13 protein-coding genes are annotated in these 18,210 nt (G+C 72.5%); 6 read left to right on the plus strand and 7 right to left on the minus strand.

Annotated features, from left to right (window positions below; translation table 11 throughout):
- Positions 1-25: 25 nt before the first annotated feature.
- Positions 26-1,042, plus strand: coding sequence for an alpha/beta hydrolase (locus tag ACSMXR_RS31915; protein WP_240805780.1), 1,017 nt, complete (start codon positions 26-28; stop codon positions 1,040-1,042).
- A 15-nt stretch (positions 1,043-1,057) separates the two neighbouring features.
- On the opposite strand, the gene ACSMXR_RS31920 is transcribed toward ACSMXR_RS31915, so the two are convergent.
- Positions 1,058-1,867: an N-formylglutamate amidohydrolase gene (locus tag ACSMXR_RS31920; RefSeq protein WP_473170462.1), complete on the minus strand. Its 810-nt coding sequence runs from the start codon at positions 1,865-1,867 to the stop codon at positions 1,058-1,060.
- Between the two features lie 111 nt (positions 1,868-1,978).
- Between ACSMXR_RS31920 and ACSMXR_RS31925 the strand changes: the two genes are divergently transcribed.
- Positions 1,979-4,126, plus strand: a complete 2,148-nt coding sequence (locus ACSMXR_RS31925; protein ID WP_473170463.1) for a tetratricopeptide repeat protein — start codon at positions 1,979-1,981, stop codon at positions 4,124-4,126.
- On the opposite strand, the gene ACSMXR_RS31930 is transcribed toward ACSMXR_RS31925, so the two are convergent.
- The 6 genes from ACSMXR_RS31930 to ACSMXR_RS31955 all read right to left on the minus strand — a co-directional run bounded on the left by ACSMXR_RS31930 (position 4,041) and on the right by ACSMXR_RS31955 (position 11,325).
- Positions 4,041-5,921 (minus strand): hypothetical protein, encoded by a 1,881-nt coding sequence (locus tag ACSMXR_RS31930; protein ID WP_473170464.1) that lies wholly within the window; start codon positions 5,919-5,921, stop codon positions 4,041-4,043. The genes ACSMXR_RS31925 and ACSMXR_RS31930 overlap by 86 nt on opposite strands.
- A gap of 117 nt (positions 5,922-6,038) precedes the next feature.
- On the minus strand, positions 6,039-7,019 hold the full coding sequence (gene sph / locus ACSMXR_RS31935; RefSeq protein ID WP_364887729.1) for a sphingomyelin phosphodiesterase: 981 nt from the start codon (positions 7,017-7,019) through the stop codon (positions 6,039-6,041).
- A 136-nt stretch (positions 7,020-7,155) separates the two neighbouring features.
- Positions 7,156-7,821, minus strand: a complete 666-nt coding sequence (locus tag ACSMXR_RS31940; protein ID WP_473170465.1) for a class F sortase — start codon at positions 7,819-7,821, stop codon at positions 7,156-7,158.
- A 108-nt stretch (positions 7,822-7,929) separates the two neighbouring features.
- On the minus strand, positions 7,930-8,364 hold the full coding sequence (locus ACSMXR_RS31945; RefSeq protein ID WP_381793231.1) for a hypothetical protein: 435 nt from the start codon (positions 8,362-8,364) through the stop codon (positions 7,930-7,932).
- A gap of 197 nt (positions 8,365-8,561) precedes the next feature.
- Positions 8,562-10,580: an ATP-binding protein gene (locus ACSMXR_RS31950; RefSeq protein ID WP_473170466.1), complete on the minus strand. Its 2,019-nt coding sequence runs from the start codon at positions 10,578-10,580 to the stop codon at positions 8,562-8,564.
- 22 nt (positions 10,581-10,602) lie between these two features.
- Positions 10,603-11,325, minus strand: a complete 723-nt coding sequence (locus tag ACSMXR_RS31955) for a response regulator transcription factor (RefSeq protein WP_473170467.1) — start codon at positions 11,323-11,325, stop codon at positions 10,603-10,605.
- 124 nt (positions 11,326-11,449) lie between these two features.
- On the opposite strand from ACSMXR_RS31955, the gene ACSMXR_RS31960 reads away from it, so the two are divergent.
- From ACSMXR_RS31960 to ACSMXR_RS31975, 4 genes are all read left to right on the plus strand, one after another.
- Positions 11,450-13,654 (plus strand): regulator, encoded by a 2,205-nt coding sequence (locus tag ACSMXR_RS31960; RefSeq protein WP_473170468.1) that lies wholly within the window; start codon positions 11,450-11,452, stop codon positions 13,652-13,654.
- Positions 13,655-13,704: 50 nt separating this feature from the next.
- Positions 13,705-15,441: a hypothetical protein gene (locus ACSMXR_RS31965; RefSeq protein ID WP_473170469.1), complete on the plus strand. Its 1,737-nt coding sequence runs from the start codon at positions 13,705-13,707 to the stop codon at positions 15,439-15,441.
- Between the two features lie 132 nt (positions 15,442-15,573).
- Positions 15,574-16,875: a cytochrome P450 gene (locus tag ACSMXR_RS31970; RefSeq protein WP_473170470.1), complete on the plus strand. Its 1,302-nt coding sequence runs from the start codon at positions 15,574-15,576 to the stop codon at positions 16,873-16,875.
- A complete protein-coding gene (locus ACSMXR_RS31975) occupies positions 16,872-18,125 on the plus strand; it encodes a cytochrome P450 family protein (protein WP_473170471.1) in 1,254 nt (417 codons plus the stop codon). Before ACSMXR_RS31970 ends, ACSMXR_RS31975 begins: the two co-directional genes overlap by 4 nt.
- The last annotated feature ends 85 nt before the right edge of the window (positions 18,126-18,210 follow it).

Here is an 18,210-nt window from a genome sequence, read left to right on the forward strand (position 1 = left end):
TGAACCCTCGCGACAGGAGATCACGTTGAACGACAAGCAGCCGCCCACCCGCAGGAACGTCCTCCGGGCCGTCGGAGGAGTCTCCGCGGCGATGGCCCTCGGTGGCGCGGGCGTCCTCGCGTCGGCGTCATCGGCGACCGCGGCCGCCCGGGGGGCCGCGGCCGGCGACGGCTTCGGACTGCACATCGTCGACCGCATGGAGCACGACCCCCGCATGTGGTACTACCGCTTCGAGACCGCCGCGATCGGCTGGGCGCCCGCCGTCAACGTCCTGCTCCCCGACGGCTACCACGGAAGCGGGCGCACCTACCCGGTCCTCTATCTGCTCCACGGCGGCGAGGAGGACTTCATCTCCTGGGACCGCAGGGAGATCCGTGCGATCACCGCGGGCAAGCCGATCATCGTGGTGATGCCCGACGGCGGACGCGCGGGCTGGTACTCCAACCCGGTCAGCACCAACGTCGGCCCCCGCAACTGGGAGCACTTCCACATCGAGCAGCTGATCCCGTGGATCGACGCCAACTTCCGTACGTACGCCGAATTCGACGGCCGCGCCGTCTCCGGCTTCTCGATGGGCGGCTTCGGCGCCCTGAAGTACGCGGCCAAGTACTGGGGCCACTTCGCCTCGGTGAGCTCCCACTCCGGCCCGGCCAGCCTGCGCGGCCCGGTCGCGGGAGTCAACGGCGCGGTCACCCACTGGGCCAATGCCTCGTCCGCCGCGGTCGAACTGGGCGGCGGCACCATCTACGGCGCGCCGTTCTGGGACCAGGCGAGGGTCACCGCGGACAACCCGATCGAGCGGCTGGAGAGCTATCGGGGCAAGCGGATCTTCCTCGCCGCCGGCACCAGCCCCGACCCGGTCAACTGGTTCGATACGTTCAACGAGGTCGGCGTACTCGAAACCCAGCGGGAGTTCCGCGGCTTCCTCGACCGCGCGGGCATCCACCACGAGTGGCGCGAGCGGGGCGGCGGCCACTACGTCGACCGCCGCATCTTCGAGGACGACCTCAACGGCATCATCGGCCGGCTTCGCAAGGCGTAGCGGCGGCCGGAACGGTCACATCGGCCCGACGAGCCCCACCAGCTCCGCCAGTGCCCCGGCCAGCATGTCGAGCCCCGGCCCCGCGGGGCCGCCCGGCTCGCTCATGTACGTGTCGCGGCGGATCTCGATCATCAGCGCGCCGACCCGGCGGTCCGTTCCGTAATGCCGGAGCGGAACGTACGTACCGGCGAACGGTGTGTCGTGTCCGATGCCGCCGCGACCGACGCGACCGCCGAACGCCTTCTCCGCCGCTGCGAGGAGCCCGGGCGGGGTGTGGAACGGGTCGGTGCCCAGGCAGACGGGTGGGCGGGGGCCCGTGCCGTGGAGTTCGTAGGGGAGGGGCGCGGTCGGGTACGAGTGGACGTCGATGATCACCGCACGGCCCGCGGCGGCGAGTCGCGCCTCGACCGCCGCCGTCATCGCCTCGGCGTACGGGTGGAAGTACGCCTCCAGCAGCGGGCCCGGGTCCGTCTCCGGCGGGCGGAGCGGCTCGCGGTGGGTGGTGCGGGTGTAGACGGCGCCCATGCCCACGGCGAGCATCTCCTCCCGCTCGTCCGGGAAGCGTTCGGGGTCGACGACCAGCCGGGAGAGGTTGTTGACGAAGCGCCACGGGGTGACCGGGGCGATCTGCGCCGCTGTCGCGGCCAGTTCGGCGGTGTGGGCGTCGGTGATGTGGTCGAGCTCGCGTTCCAGGGCGTCGTCGTCCAACGTGATCCCCTCGCGTACGTCGTGGGGGATGCGGCGGGAGCCGTGCGGTACGTGGAGGAGGACCGGGGAGTCGGCGGCGCCCGGGGTGAGGGTGAAGGGCTGCGGAGGCGGATTCACGGGTACTCCTTGAGTGTGGTTCGTCCGTCTGACAGCATCCACGCCGACTCGGGCGGGGAAGAGCGGCGGTCCATTCTGCTAGGGGGAGGCGTCATATTGGATCCCATTTCGATGGCCGCGATCATGGCGGTGCTCGGCGCCATCGGTTCGGGCGTGGCGAGTGAAGCAGGGAAGGCGGCCTGGGACTCGGCAGGCGTGCTGGTGCGGCGACTGATCAGGTGGGAGGTCGTCGCGCCGGTCGACCTGGAGGAACGGGAAGCCTTGGCGAGACTCATCTACGACAGTGTCCGGAGCGATCCGGAGGCCGCCCGGTTGTGGAGGGCATTCGTCCTGAGCGTACAGATGACGCCGCCGACGATCGGGCGCCCCAGGCTGCCCGCCTCCGTGCACTTCTTCACCGACCGTGAAGGGGCGATGAAGCTGCTCGATCGCGAGGCGGCCCGCAAGGCGGACGGACGTCCCCGGGTTGCCCTCGTGCACGGTGACGATGCCATGGGTACCAGCACCCTCGCCGTGCATTGGGGCTGGCGGGCGGAGCGTCGCTTCCCGGACGGGCAGCTCTACGTGGACCTGAGACGACGGAGTGCGGGAGGGACACACACGGTAGCGACAGCCTTACGTTATCTCCTGCGCCAACTCGGCCTGGAGGACGAGCAGATACCGCCAGTCGAAGCGGATCGCATCGAAACCTTCCGCCGTGTCGTGGCGGACCGCGAGCTGCTCCTCGTGCTCGATCACGCCCGGTCCGCCGACCAGATCGCCCCGCTGCTCACATCCGCCCCTTCCGTGCTCACGCTGGTTGTCGCCCAGCGTCCGCTCCCCGGGCTGGACGCGCTCCCCGTGCCGGTCGGACCGCTCAGCGACCGGGATGCGGCTCGACTGCTCACCAAGATCGTGGGCAAGCAGGTCATGCGCTCGGCCCGTGCGGTGCTTCCTGCCTTGTTGCAGCGTTGCGGTGGATCACCCTGCGCGCTGCGTGCTTCCGTACCCCAACTCCTCGCCCCCGGCGCGCACACGCTGACCGGTCCGCCCTTCTCGCCAGTTCAGCGCTCGTCGACCGCAGGCCTCGCGGCGAACGACGGAAACCCCATGCGGACGGCCGCAGCGGAGGCCTACCGGCTGCTGGCACCGGAAGCTGCCCGGCTGTACCGGCTCATGGCCCTGCGGGACTGGCCCGCCTTCGACGCCGAGGCGGCGGCGCATGTCGCGAGCTTCGACGTCCGGACGACCGAGGTGCTGCTCGAAGGGCTGGCGGAGGTGCTCCTGCTGGAACATGCGGGTGACGGACGCTACCGGTACCGGTCGGCCGTTCGCGCCCACGCGGAACAGGTCGCGTACCACCAGGAAGGCATTGCCGGCTGTTGGGCGGCCATGACCCGTGCGATGGAGTACTACCTGCGCTTGTCGGTGACGGCAGCGAGGGCCGCGCTCCCGGAGAGCTGGCGGGTGCCGGATGCGCCGGAAGGCGGTGCGGCCCGGAACTACAGTGGGCGTGGCCAAGCTCTGGGACAGCTCGCCGTGGAACTCCCCAACCTTGTCGAAGCCATAGCCACCGCCGAGGAGTGCGAGCAGTGGAACACGGTGCTGACACTCTGCCGTGCCCTGTGGCCGCTCCAGCTCAAGGCCGGTCACCACGATGTGGTGCTCCCGGTGCTGCGCATCGGGGCGAGGGTTGCGGACACCCGAGCTCCGGGCAGCCGGGCCGCAGGAGCTCTCCATGCGCAGCTCTCCCATACCTTGAGAGAGTTGCAGCTCCATGATGAGGCCGGTGCGCAGGCGGCGGCAGCCGTGCGTGATGAGCGAGCTGCGGGGCACATGCTCGGACTGGCGTCCGCCATAGAATTCCTGGGGCTGGTACGTCTCCACCAGTGGCGCCACCAGCATGCGTACGACTGTTTCGACGAGGCGCACGCCGTTCTTTCCGGCATTGGCTCCGACGACGATGGCGTGGCGCACGTATCCCGCGCGCGGGCCCTGCTGGACCGTCACCTGGGGCGGGCTCTCCTGGGTCTTGTGCGGCTGGACGAAGCCCAGAGCCACGTGGAGCGTGCGCTGGAGGCCTTCCGGGCGGAAGGCGAGGCGTACAACACCGCACGGGCCCTTACGGACCTTGCCGAAATACTGCTGGTCCGCGATGAGCGTGCGTCCGCGCTGCCGCTGATCGATGAGGCGATCAGGGTCTTGACCGAGGAGAACGCCGACCAGCACGTGGACTATCTCCGCCGTTTGCGTGCAGGTGGTGCCGGGCTGCCGGGGTAGCCCTGCGGCGTTTCTCGGTTCCGTCGGCCACTGGTTCCTCTGCTTCCGCCGCGACCAGCACATGGTGTGCGGTGCTGCCCGTGTGGACGGTCAGACCGTCCACGATCAGGGAGGTGTGGGTGCCGCCCGCCGCGAGCCAGGCGTGCACCGCCGATGCGTACACCGCCGGGTCCGCGTCGGCCTCCGCTCCCGCGGTGAGCCGGAGCAGGGCTCCGTCGCGGGTCCGGACGACGCAGGACGAGGGCCCCGTGACGTACGCCGCGAGCGCGCAGTGCGGGTGCCGGGCCAGCACCTCGGCGCCCCACCGACCGGGTGGGCCGAACCGCTGGTCGTCCGGGGAGCCGTCGCGGAAGACGACGTCGGCCAGGCCGAGTTGGCCCGGATCGCGAGTGTCCTCATGAACGGCAAGGTGGGCGTCCCCGGTCCCGGCCGGCTCCCGGGTGGGACCGGCGTACCGGGTCACGGCGACCTCCGGGCCCGCGAGGAAACGCGTCAGCACCCACAGGGGAGCCGTACGGGGAGCGGGCTCCGGGGCCGGCAGCGGCAGCGGTTCGAGCAGGGCGGGGCCCGACGGCTCGGGGGCGGCCATCAGCTCGTAGAACGCGCGCCGCAGCCGTACGGCCGCCTCGCCGGGCACGGAGGAGGTGAAGCGCATCGGGCCCGGCTGCGGGACGTGGCTTTCGATCATCGCGTCGACCTGGCTGCGCAGGGCCGCCCGGGCGTTCAGCCCGGGCGCGGTCCGGATGAAGTCGGCGATGGGGGCGTCGGGGTCGAGGCTGTCCAGGGGCGCGGCCCCGAGCAGCACGGGGGTGCCGAGCGCGGCGGCGTAATAGGTGACGGAGCCGTGGTCCCCGATGACCAGGTCGGCTGCGAGAAGCGCCTGCCGCCAGTCCTTCAACGGGTCGATCAGGGTCAGGCCACTCCGCCTGGCCCGGTCCAGCCAGGCTCTGACCTGACCGGGGCCGTGGCCGTGCCAGACATTGGGATGGAGTACGGCGGCGATGCGGTACTCGTCGGCGGGGAACTCGGAGGTGAGCTGCGGAAGCAGTGCCGGCACAACGTCGTCGCCGGCATCCTCTCCGCTGCCCAGCAGCGACTGCGGACCCCAGGTCGAGCTGAGCAGCACGAGGCGCTGCCCGCGCCGCACGCCGAACGCCCTGCGGAACCGCTCACGGTACGGGCGTGCCGCCAGCATCCGGTCGAAGCAGGGGTCGCCCGCGAGAACGGCGGTGGGCAGTGCTTCGGGGCAGGCGTCGGCCAGCCGGTCGAACTGTTCCGGGTGGGAGAGGACGAGGGCGTCGGCAAGGGGAGTTCCCTCCGAGAGCAGCCAGTCGGGCGAGAGCCCGAAGACGGGCGGAGGGCCGCTGTGGGCGTCACCGCCCCCGCCACCTGCGAACCGCTGTTCGGCGATCGGTGCTGCCAGCCTCTTGGTATAGCCAATACCGTGCGAAAGTACGACCAACGGCCCCTGGATCGCGTGGAGTTCACCGCCGAAGCTGGCCGAGATCGCCAGGTCCACCGGCGTCGCGAGGGCCTGTTCCCACGGCAGTACGGGCACCCCCGTGTCCGCGAGGAGGTCGGCGATGCCCGAGCGGAACGCCGAGGACCCCGTGCAGGTGGCGAGGAGCTGGACCCCGAGGTCGTCGTGGAACAGCGGCAGGACGTCGAGCAGACGGGTCGCCGAGGTGACGTTGTGGACGACGAGCAGCACGCGACGGCAGCGCACCCGCGTGGCCCAGCGTGCCGCGTCGTCGCCGACCGGCACCCGTATCCACTGGTCCCGACCCTCGTCCATACCGGCCCTCTCGCGCTCCCGGACACAAGCGCTGGCCACGATATATCGGCAGGAGCCGGGCGATGTCGCCGTCCCCTCCGGCGCGGGGCGGAAGGGGACGGCAGCGTCAAGGTGTGGCTACTGGCCGGAACCGATCACCGGGTAGTGGTCGGAGAGGTTCGTGTACGTGTAGCTCGTGCCCCAGCTGGACACCGTCCAGGGGGCGCTCTCCTCCTTGATCACATCGTTCTTCCAGCCCGACGGCTTGGCGTGGCCCGCGCGGTGCAGGACATGGTCCAGGTCCTCGCGCGGGTCGTCGGGGTAGCGCTCGGAGGCGATGGAGTTGTCGCGGGTGTCGAAGGAGTACGGGTGGCCCGTCCGCGCGTCCGGTGCGGTGAGGCCGGCGTCGGAGAGGAACGAGGCGTACTCCGCCGAGTGCCCGTCGACGTTGAAGTCGCCCGCCACGACGACCTGTTCCGAGGCCGGTATGTTCTTCGCGTCCAGGAACGCGTCCATCGCCTTGAACTGCCGGCTGCGCATCTGGGCGGCCTCGCCCGCCGAGCAGCCGGGGTCGGTGGACTGGGCGTGGGTGCCGACGACGTGGACGCGGGCGCCGTTGACGTTCAGCACCGTGTACGCGAAGCCCTTGTTCGACCACCAGTCGGCGCCGCACGCGTCCTTGTAGACGTACTGCTCCTTGCGCACGATCGGCCACTTGCTCAGGATGGTGACGCCACCGTCCTCCGGCGTCGCCGCCGCGTACGAACCGCCCGTCGCGTCCCAGCCGCTCTTGCTCCGGCCGACCACCGGGGTCTGGTACGGGTACTGGGCGGCGGCGTTGCGCAGCAGCGCGTCGGAGGAGCTGTTGTCGAAGGCCTCCTGGATCACCACGACGTCGTTGCCCTGGAAGAACGAGGTCTTCGGGATCTCGGCCGCTCGGTGGTCCTGACCCCAGTTGGGGTAGAGGTTCTTGCTGAAGAGGAACGCGTTGTACGAGAGCACCCGCAGTGCGGGGGTCTCGGCGGCCGACGCCTGCGGTGTGCTCACGGCCAGGGTGACGGACGCGAGAGTGGCGGACAGGGCCACGCCGGTCAGACGGCGGAACGCGGTGTTCGGCACGGAATCTCCTGCGGGTTGGTGGGGGGCGTACCGGGTGCCACCCATCAAAGCAGCGGCAGTTACCCACGGGTAGACATCGGATGGCACGAGTCTGTCCGGACGGCCGCCATCCGGATTCCCGCACCGAACACGCCGTCTATCGGTCGAGGGCGCCGTACACGATGAGGTTGTCGACCGGATGGCCCTCCGCGTCGAACTCCCCGTCGCACGTGATGAGCCGCAGCGTGCTGTCCTTCGTCGGGCCGTAGACCTTCTCGGTGGGGAACGCCTTCTTGCTGACCGCTTCCTTGCCCGTGACCGTGAAGCGCAGAGTTTTCCCCGTCCCGTCGCGGACCAGTACCTCGGCGCCCTCGCGGATCTTCTTGAGGTCGTGGAAGACGGCCCGGCCGAAGCGGGTGTCGTTGTGGCCGATCAGTACGGCGGGCCCCGGTGCGCCGGGCGTGGATCCGCCGCTGTACCAGCCCGCCGTCATGCCCTGCTCCGCGGGCGGGACCTCGACCGTGCCGTCCGCGTTGAGACCCAGCTCCATGAGGGTGCTCCGTACGCCGATCGAGGGGATGGAGACCTCGGTGGGAGCCTTCCGCTCCGGCTCATCGGTCCGGGGCGGCGTGTCCGACCCCGAGCCCGCCTCGTCCCGCGCCGACGCGGAGGGGGCGGCGGTGGTGCCGGTGGCTGCGGAGGGCTCGGCGGACGAGCAGCCGGCCAGGGCGACACAGGCCGCGACGGCCGTCAGCAGGGCGGCGGTCCGCCGGAAGCGGTGGGGCGTACGGGACGGCGACGGGGACGGCGACGGGGACGGCACAGAGGGCTCCGGAATCGGGGTGGGGTGGGAGGGGGAAGGGGCGTGCGTGGGTGTGGCGCCGCCCCGGTGCGGGGCGGCGCCACGGTCAGCGGTGGTGCGCGGTGCGGGTCAGCCGTTGTGGCCCGCCGCCGAGCGGCGGCGCAGCACGATCGTGCCCGCGCCCGCGAGCAGCGCGGCCCCGGCCACCGAACCGGCCAGCACCGCGGTGCTGTTGTCACCGCTGCCCGCGGGACGTTCACCGGCGGCGACACCGCCGCGCGGCGTGACCGACGGTGCGGCCTCCGCCGGAGCGGCCTCCTTCGGCGCGGGCGCCGGGCGGTCGCCCGCCGCCACGCCGCCGCGCGGGACGGCCGACGGGGCGGCGTCCCTCGGGGCTTCCGCGGCGGCCTCGCTCCGCTCCGGGGACGGCGTGGCCACGGCGGGCTCCGACGGCTTCGGGGAGGCGTCGGCGAAGGCGGCGGCGGACGGGACCAGCACCGCACCGGCCGCGACAGCGGCGAGGACGGCCGCACGCAGGGTGGGGCGAGAGATCAAAGCGGTCATACGGATGGCTCCATTCCATACTCGGCCCCATGACGGTCCCGGATGCGGGTGCGCACCGGGGACGGGGCATGCGGCCAGGCTGGCGTGGAGATATGAAGAAGCTGTCAGAACGCTGTGGTCATCCCATCAGCGACGTCTCATCAGGGACGTCTCATCCGGGGGGATCTCATCAGGAGCCTCTCACCGGGGTCATCCCGTCAGGGGACGGACGGCTCCGGTCCGGCGTGCAGCCGGAGAGCGAATGTCGACCCCTCGCCCTCGGTGCTCGTCGCCTCCACCGTGCCGCCGTGCGCCTCGACCAGTTTGCGGACGATGGCCAGGCCCAGTCCGCTGCCGCCCGTGCGACGGCTGCGGGACTTCTCGGCGCGCCAGAACCGGTCGAAGACGTGCGGCAGATCCTCGGCGGGGATGCCGGAGCCGGTGTCCCGCACCTCGATCACCACCGTGCCGTCGCACGCCTTCCCCCCGTCGTCGCCCTCATCCCCGCCCGCGTAGGCATCGGAGGCATCGGAGGCGTACGCGCTCAGCGTCACCCGACCGCCCTCCGGTGTGTGCCGTACGGCGTTGGACACCAGGTTGCCCACCGCCTGCCGGAGTCTGACCGGGTCCGCGCGCAGGGCCGGTTCCGGGCCGGTGGCCGCGACCGCGACGGTGAGCGCGACGCCCGCGTTCTCCGCCCGGGCCTGATGGGCGGCGGCGACCTGGCTCAGCAGCTCCCGGACTCCGACGGGTTCGGGATGTAGCCGCAGCACCCCGGCGTCGGCCGCGGCCAGGTCCTGGAGGTCGTCGATGATGTGCTGGAGCTGCACGGCCTCCTCCAGCAACGAGGAGACGAACGCCGGGTCGGGGTCGGCGAGTCCGTCCTGGGCGGCCTCCAGCCAGCCCCGGATGTTGCTCAGCGGGGTGCGCAGCTCATGGGCGACGTCGCTCACCATGGCCTTGCGCTGTTCCTCCAGCCGCGCCCGGTGCGCGGACATGTCGTTGAACGCGGCGGCCAGCCGCCCGACCTCGTCGTCCCCCGACACGGGCACCGACGCCGGCTGTTCCCCGTCCCGCATCCGCTGCGCCGCTCCGGTCAGCGCGTGCAGCGGGCGCACCAGCCGGGTGCCCGCGAACACCGACGCGCCCACGGTGAGGGCCAGCACGAGCGCCGCGGCTCCGGCGATCTTGGCCGTGTTCGCGGGGGAGAGGTCGAAGCCGGGCAGGGTCGCGCCGCCCTCGTCGCCGATGAAGAGGAGGGCGGGGGAGGCCACGTACGAACTGAGCTGTTCGCTGCGGGCCGTGCCCACACAGGACGCGATGGCCCGGTCGTTCTCCCCGGTGCGCTCCTGCGGCACGGCGGACGGCGCGGGCTCCGCGGCGGGGGCGTCGCGCGGCGCCGGCTCCGGCACCGGCCGTGGCGACAGCGGCCCGGCTTCGCCCGGTACTTCCACGGCGGCCGGATCGCCCCAGGACAGATCGTTGTTCAGCCGCACGCCCTCGCGGCCCTGGCGCTTCAGACAGGCGTCGGCCAGTGCGGTGAGCGCGTCGAGCGCCTTCTGCTCCGAACGGGTCGGCGTGTCCAGCGCGGCGAGATCGCAACGGGTGCCCAGAGCGCGTTCGGGATCGTTGCCCACGATCTGCACCCGGGGCCGGCCGCTCGCGCCGACCACCACATCGGAGGCGATCCCCGCCCGGTTCAGACACGCCACCTTGGCGTCGGCGGTCCGCCGCAACGCCGTGCTGTCGGCCGTCGACAACCGGAACGGGCCCACCGCCCGCGGATCGATCCGGTCGGCCGCCGTGCGCTGCCCGTCGGTGCCGCGCGCCGCCAGGACGGTGTCCACGGACAACGGGTCGACCACGGCGGACGCCTGCGGCGGGAGCGCCGGGGCGGTCGCCGCGGTGGCGGAGTCGGCGAGCGGCTGCCGGCTCTGCGTCGTCAGGGCGACCCGGCGGCCCGACTCCCGGGCCAGCTCCCGCACGGTCGCGCCGACTCCGTCCCAGGTCGGGTTGCGGGCGGCGTACTCCAGCAGGGTGTCGTAGATCCGGGCGTCCGCGGTGAGGTTCTGCCCCTGCTCCTGCTTGATCGCGCCCGAGGTGGTCTGCACGGCGATCCAGGCGGTGGCCGCCACCGAACACGCGGCCACCAGCGCCGAAACGGCGAGCAGCCGCCCCAGCAGGCTCCGGCGCAGCGGCAGCCGTGCCCGGCCGCCACGTCCCTTTGCGGCCTCCACCCCAGCGCCCCCGCCGCGCGTCCTACGCACGCCGGGCGGCCTTCGCCGGGTCGGTGAGTTTGTAACCGACGCCGAAGACCGTGAGCAGCCGCTCCGGCCGGCGCGGGGCCCGTTCGATCTTCTTGCGCAGGTTCATGACGTGTACGTCGACGGTCCGGGCGCTGATGTAGCGGTCGAAGCCGTGGAGTTCCTCCAGCAGCCGCTGACGGCTGAACACCCGGTCCGGCTCCGCCGCCAGGGCCGCCAGGATCCGGAACTCGCCCGGGGTGCACTCCACCGTCGCGCCGCCCACCGACACCTCGTGCCGCTCCGGGTCGACCACGAGGGCGCCGACGCGCAGGACGGGGTCCTCGGCCACCGGCTCCGGGGCGAGCGGCCGCCGGGTCCGCCGCAGCAGCGTACGGACGCGGGCCATCAGCTCGCGCGGACTGTAGGGCTTGGTCATGTAGTCGTCGGCGCCGAGGTCGAGACCGAGCAGGAGATCGTCCTCGGTCGATCGGGCGGTCAGCATCAGCACCGGCAGTCCGCGGTCCTCGGCCCGCAGCACCCGCACCACGTCCAGGCCGTCGGCCCGGGGCATCATCACATCGAGGACGAGCAGGTCGGGCTCCTGGTGCCGGACGGCGTCGAGCGCGGCGAGGCCGTCGCCCACGATCCGTACGGCGTGTCCTTCCCGTTCCAGATAGCGGCGTACGAGTTCGGCCTGCTTCTCGTCGTCCTCGGCAACTATGACGTCTGCGCACACGCCTCCGATCGTAGAGCGGCGGGACTACAGTGCGAGGCCGGGGCGGGTTCCGGTCCACGGAAGCCGGGAAGGGAACCGGCGCGTTCACCTGCGCGAGGTGGTCGCACCGGCGGAAGGAGACGGGTTGAACAGCTTCGGTACCGACGGCGGCGGGGCCGCGTCCCACGCGGCGTACAACACGGTGTCGGGGGACGCCGTCATCGTCGGGCCCGTCCTGATGGCGCAGCAGATCGAGGGCATCCAGCTGCCCACGCCCCCGCCGGACGTCCCGCCGAGCCAGGGGCCCATGCCCAGCCGGGTGTTCGTCAACCGGACGAAGGAGCTGGCCGATCTGCGGGACGCGGCCCTGTCCCTGGCCGCCGGACCGGAGCCGGGCGTCGTGCTGGTGGTCGGGGTCGGCGGGGTCGGCAAGACGCAGCTCGTCGCCCAGGCCGTCCGGCGCGAGCTGCACCATCTCTATCCCGACGGCCAGCTCTACGTCGACCTGGCGGACCACCGCCGGGACGGAGCGGTCGACCTCGCCGCGGTGCTCGGGGAGTTCCTGCGCGCCCTCAAGGTCCACAAGGACTACGTGCCCGGCGGACTCGCCGAACGGACGGCGCTCTTCCGCAGCGTCGCCGCCACGCTCCGCCTCCTGGTGAAGGTGGACGACGTCCAGCACGCCCCGGAGACGAGGGCCCTGGTGCCGCCGCAGGGGCTGCTCGTGGCGACCGGGCGCCGGGTCCTGCCGTCGCTGCTGATGGACGGGGCCGTGCTCATCGATGTCGCCCCGCTGGACGAGACCGCGGGGACGGAGCTCGTACGCCGTTGGCACGCCGACGCGGACGAGGGCACGGCCGCCGATGTCGTACGGCTCTGCGCGGGGCACCCGTTGGCGCTGCGGGCGGCGCTGGAGTGGCTGGCCGCCCGGCCGCAGCTGACCCTCGACGACGTGGTGCGGGATCTGACGGCCGGGCGACACGGAACGGGCGACCACGGCGTACGGGAGGCGATGGCGGTGACCATGGGTGCGGGCGGAGAGACCGAGGAGGGCGGTGTGGGCGAGGCCGTCGACGCGGTGCTGGACTCGGTGGTGGCGGGGGTGGCCGGACACACCCGCCACCTCTACGACCTCCTGGGCGTCCTGCCCGGCACGACGGCCACGGCCGATCTGCTGGCGGCCGCCGGCGCCACCCGGGTCGACGAGGGCCTCGGTGAGCTGCTGTCCTGCCGGCTCGCGGTCCTGGTGGAGTCGTCGGACCGGCCCCGTCGCTACCGGCTGCACGACGTGGTGCGGGCCCATGCCCGGCTGCGCGCACGGGCGTTGCCCCAGGAGCGGCGGCGGGCCGTCCTGCGGCTCGTCGTGGACTTCTACGCCGACGCGGCGGCCCATGGCGACGCGCTCGTGCTGGGCGACCGGTTCCGGATCCAGCCGCCGCCGGGCCGCCCGCTCTCCGAACTCGCCGTGCGGGGCACGCTGTTCACCGGCCGGGCCGAGGCCCTGGAGTGGCTCGACGCGGAACGCGTCAACCTCCGGGCCGCCGTCCGGGTCGCCGTCGACGAAGGCTGGTACGAGGAGGCGTGGCGGCTCTGCGAATCGCTGTGGGCGCTCTACCACAGCCGTAAACATCTCGCGGACTGCGTCGAGTCGGGCCTCCTCGGTATCGAGGCGGCCCAGCACGAGGCTCGCCCCGACGTCGAGGTCCGGATGCGGAACCAGGTCGCCCGGGCCGCCTACGAGCTGGGCGACCTCGACCGCGCGGAGTCCCAGCTCGACGCCGCGGTCGACCTGCTGGGGCTGGCCGGCGACCCGCGGCTGAGCGGGGTCGTCCAGGAGAGCCGCGGGCTCATCGCCCTGGCGCGCGGCCGGTCGGAGGAGTCGCCCGGGGCGGCACGCGGGCGGGCTGAGGAGGCGCGGCAGCTCTTCGAACGCGCGTTGGCGGCCAACCGCGCCGTCCCCGACCCGCACGGCATCGTCGTGCAGAGCTACAACGTGGCCCAGGCGCTGGTGGCGGGGGAGCGGTGGGCCGACGCCCTCGACGTGCTGGACGAGGCGGCCGAGACCGCCCGGACCACCGGCGACGAACCCATGCTGCCCCGGATCGACCTCGTACGGGCGCACGCCTTCGCCGGGCTCGGCTCGCTGGACCGGGCGGTGGCCGCCGCGGGCGCCGCGGCCGACGCGGCGGCCGGGCTCAAACAGTTCGCCAAGCTCGACCAGGCGCTCGAACTGCTCACCGCACTGGCCGACCGGGCCGAGGACCGGCCGCTGCGGGCCGCCTGCGAGGAGAAGCTCGCCACGCTGCGAGCGACCATGGGGCTGAGGCCACCGGCCGCGCCGACGGCCTGAGCCTCCGCCTACCCTTCTCCCTGTCCCCTTACCTCCCCCGGAGCCACGCGTTGTCCTCGGTGTCATCACTGCTGAGCCGCCCGTCCGGCTGGTTCCGTCGTTCGGGCCGGTCGGACCCGTCCCGCTGGAACACCTGGGATCCGCCCAGGGCCGAGGTGCTCGGAGTGGCCCGGACGCTCACGTCCGCCACCCGGGTGGCGGACGTGATGCATCTGCTGCGCAGCGAGGACGGCATCGAGAAGTACTACACGGTCAACCCGGGTTCGGCGTTCGCGGACGGGCTCGACACCTATCTGTCCGGCCTCGGGGTCCATGTGCTGAGCTGGGAGGAGGCGACCCGGCGCTCCTTCGACCTGGCCGTGAGCTGTTCGGTGCATCCGACGATGCGCCGGCTCGACGCCCCGCTGATGGTGCTGCCGCACGGCGCCGGGTACAACCGCCTCGTCACCGAGTCGACGGGCGACGCCCTCGCCCCCGCCGGGCTGTCGCGTCGTGAGCTGATGTGGCGGGGCAAGGTGGTCCCGAAGGCGATCGGCGTCTCCCACCAGGGGCAGATCGACCGGCTCGCCGAGACCTGCCCCGAGGCCGCTCCGTACGCCCTGGCCGTCGGCGACTGGTGCTTCCAGCGCATCACCGCGAGCATGTCCCACCGGGACCGGTACCGCTCGCGGCTCGGTGCGGTCGACGGGCGGCGGCTGGTCGTCGTGCACTCCACCTGGAGCGAGCACTCGCTGCTCGGGCTCCATCCGGACCTGCCGCTGCGGCTGGTCACCTCGCTCCCGGCCGACGAGTTCGCCGTCGCGGCCGTCTTCCACCCCAATGTGTGGGCCCGGCACACCCACGCCGGTGTGCTGGAGCGGCTCGGAGCCGCGATGGACGCCGGGCTGATGGTCATTCCGCCCCAGGAGGGCTGGCGCGCCGCGGTGGTGGCCAGTGACTGGGTGGTCGGCGATCACGGCAGTACGTCGTTCTACTCGGCCGCCGCGGACCGCGTCACGCTCCTCGCGGCCACCGGCCTCGACGAGCTGGACCCGCTCTCGCCCGCCGCCGCGTTCGCCCGGGGCGCGCCGCGCCTGGACCCCGACGGGGACGTTCTCGCGCAACTGCTGGACGCGGCGCGCCGGCACGACCCGGCGGCGCTGAGACCGGTGGTCGACGGGCAGCTCGCGTCGGTCGACACCTCCGGTGAGGTGACGCGGGCCCGGATGTACGAGTTCCTCGCCGGGTGCGGGGTCCGCGCTCCCCGGGAAGCGCCGCGGCCCGTTCCCGTACCGGCGCCCGAACCGGTCCGCAAAGCGCAGGTGACGGCGTACGACGTGACCGGGACGCACGACGCGTGGGGCGTGGCCGAGGTCCGGCGGCGGCCCCTGGTCGCCGGGCACCACACGGAGGCGCTCGGCTTCTACGCCGTCACCACCGAGGAGAACCACCCGCACTGGCCGAACGCCGCGGAGGTGCTGGCCCGTACGGTCGAGGACGCGGAGGTGGCCGCGCTCGACTGGATCGCGGACGCGGCCCGGCGCCACGAGAACCTCAACGTCCTGGTCGCCCGGCTGGACGAGACCCGCTGCCTTGTCCAGCTGCGCGGAGGGCGGCAGTTGGAGGCGCGCACCGAACGTGCCTGGGGCGCCAGGCGGCCCGCGCTCGACCCGGTGCTCCTGGGCTCGGCCGTCAACCTGTGGCTGACCGACCTGGAGCGGTCGAAGGACCTGACGGACGGTCTGACACTGCGCACCGGAGAGTGGACCGTACAGGTGGCCTTCACCCCGGGGAAGAGGGGAGAGTAAGTCCGAACCGTTCCATGTCCGGTCGAAAATGATCGCTCAAGCCCTCCAAGGGTTCACGAAACCTCCTTATAGTGGTGCCGCGTTGATCGTATGGTCACAACGCGCGAAGCCGTCGCCACTGGAGTCCGTACGATGACGAACCCCTCGTCCGCCATGCCCGCGTCCACGACCGGCGTCGGCGGAGGCTGCCCGATGGGCGCCGGTACGGGCGCCGTCCAGCTCGGCGGACCCGGCTTCACCGCCGAACCGCAGGCGCTCTACCGGTCCATGCGGCGCGAACACGGGCCCGTCGTCCCGGTCGAACTGCCCGGCGGCTTCCCCGCCTGGCTGGTGATCGGCTACCGGGAACTCCACCAGGTCACCAGCGACGGGGAGTTGTACCCCAGGGACGTATCGCTGTGGAACCAGTGGGAGAACATCCCCGCCGACTGGCCGCTGCTGCCCATGGTGGGCACCCCCATGCCCTCGATCTACTTCACCGCCGGGGCCGAACACCGCCGGCACGTCGAGATGGTCGTGCCGGCCCTCGAAGGGGCCGACCCCTTCGAGATCCGGCAGCACTGCGAGCAGTTGGCCGACCGGCTCATCGACGCGGTGTGCAGCCGGGGCACCGCCGACCTCGTCGCCGAGTTCGCCGAGCCGCTGCCCGTCCTGGTGCTCGCCCGCCTCGTCGGCTTTCCCGACGACGAGGGCGCCGACATCGCGCGGGTGCTCAAGGACCTCGCCGACGGCGGGCCCGACGCACAGAAGGCGCACCGGCGCTTCGGCGAGCACATGCACCGGCTCGTCGCGGCCAAGCGGGCGCACCCCGGCGACGACGTGACCTCGCGGATGCTCGCCCACCCCGAACCGTTCACCGACGAGGAGTACGCGCTCGACCTGATGGCCATCACGGCGGCCGGGCATCTGACCACCGCCGACTGGATCGGCAACTCCACCCGGCTGATGCTCACCGAGGACCAGTTCGCCGACGCCCTGTCCGGCGGCCGGCACAGTGTCGCCGAGGCCATGAACGAAGTGCTCTGGGAGGACGGGCCCACCCAGATCCTGGCCGGCCGCTGGGCCGCCCGCGACAGCCGGCTCGGCGGCCGGAACATCGCCCGCGGCGACATGCTGCTCCTCGGCCTCGGCGCCGCCAACGCCGACCCGCACATCCGGCAGCAGGTCACCGCCTCCGCCGTACGCTCCGGGCAGGGCGGCAACAGCGCGCACCTGGCGTTCAGTCACGGCGAGTACCGCTGCCCCTTCCCCGCCCAGGAGATCGCCGAGATCATCGCCCGTACCGGCATCGAGGTGCTGCTGGACCGGCTGCCCGACCTCAAACTGGCCGTACCCGCCACCGAACTGGTCCGCCGGCCGTCCGCGTTCCTGCGCGGGACGACCGCGCTGCCCGTCCGCTTCACCCCCGTACGCACGACAGGAGACGCATTGTGAACTGCCCGCACGCCGAAGCCGCACAAGCCGACCGGAGCGCCGGGGTCATCACCATCGACCCCATGGTCCAGGACCTGGACGGCGAGACCGCGCGGCTGCGCGACGCCGGGGTCCTCGCCCGGATCGACCTGCTCGGCGTGCCGGCCTGGACGGTCACCCGGCACGCCGAGGCACGCCAACTCCTCGTGGACCCCCGGCTGGTGAAGGACATCGACGCCTGGGGCCTGTGGCAGAGCGGAGTGGTGACACGTGCATGGCCGCTGATCGGCATGATCGACGCCGGCCGCTCCATGTTCACCGTCGACGGGTCCGAACACCGGCGGCTGCGCACCAAGACCTCCCAGGCGCTGACCCCTCGCCGCCTGGAGGCGATCCGCCCGGACATCGAGAAGTTCACCGAGGAACTGCTGGACGCCCTCGACGCCGCGCAGGGCGAGGACGGCGCCGTCGACCTGAAGGCGGTGTTCGCCCAGCCGCTGCCGATGAAGGTCGTCGGCATGCTCATGGGCGTCGACGAGTCCCAGCACGCCATGCTCACCCGGCAGTACAAGGCGTTCTTCTCCATGCTCACCCCGCAGGACGAACGCCTGGCTCTGCTGGCCGAGTTGGACGTCTTCTACACCGACCTCGTCCGGGAGAAGACCGCCCGGCCCACCGACGACCTCACCAGTGCGCTGATCCTGGCCGAGGAGGGCGGCGACCCGCTCACCGAGGAAGAGGTCGTGGGCAACCTCAAGGCCATGGTCGCCGCCGGGCACGAGACCACCATCGGCCTCGTTCTCAACGCCGTGCGGGCCCTGCTCTCCCACCCGGACCAGCTCCGCGCGGTGCTCGCCGGAGAGATCGGCTGGGACGCGGTGGTCGAGGAGACGCTGCGCTGGGACACCCCCACCACCCACCTGCTGATGCGGTTCGCCACCGAGGACATAGCCGTCGGCGACGAGGTGATCCGCAAGGGCGAGGGAGTCGTCATCTCCTACCGGGCCATCGGGCGCGACACCGAGCAGCACGGTCCCGACGCCGACGCGTTCGACATCACCCGGCCCACCCGCAACCGCCACATGACCTTCGGCCACGGCCCGCACATCTGCCCCGGCGCGGCCCTGTCGCGCGTCGAGGCGGGCATCGCGCTGCCCGCCCTGTTCGGCCGCTTCCCCGGCCTCCGCCTCGCCGTCCCGGACGAGGAGATCACCAAGCTTCCGGTGATGACGCAGAACGACATGGCCGCCTTCCCCGTCCTCCTGGGCTGACGGCGGCCGACCCGGACGCCCGGGCCGCGAACGGGACCGGGCGTCCCTGCGGGCCCGTCCCACCGGGGCCGTTCCCCGGGCCCGG

The organism is Streptomyces sp. DSM 106670 (assembly GCF_055792845.1).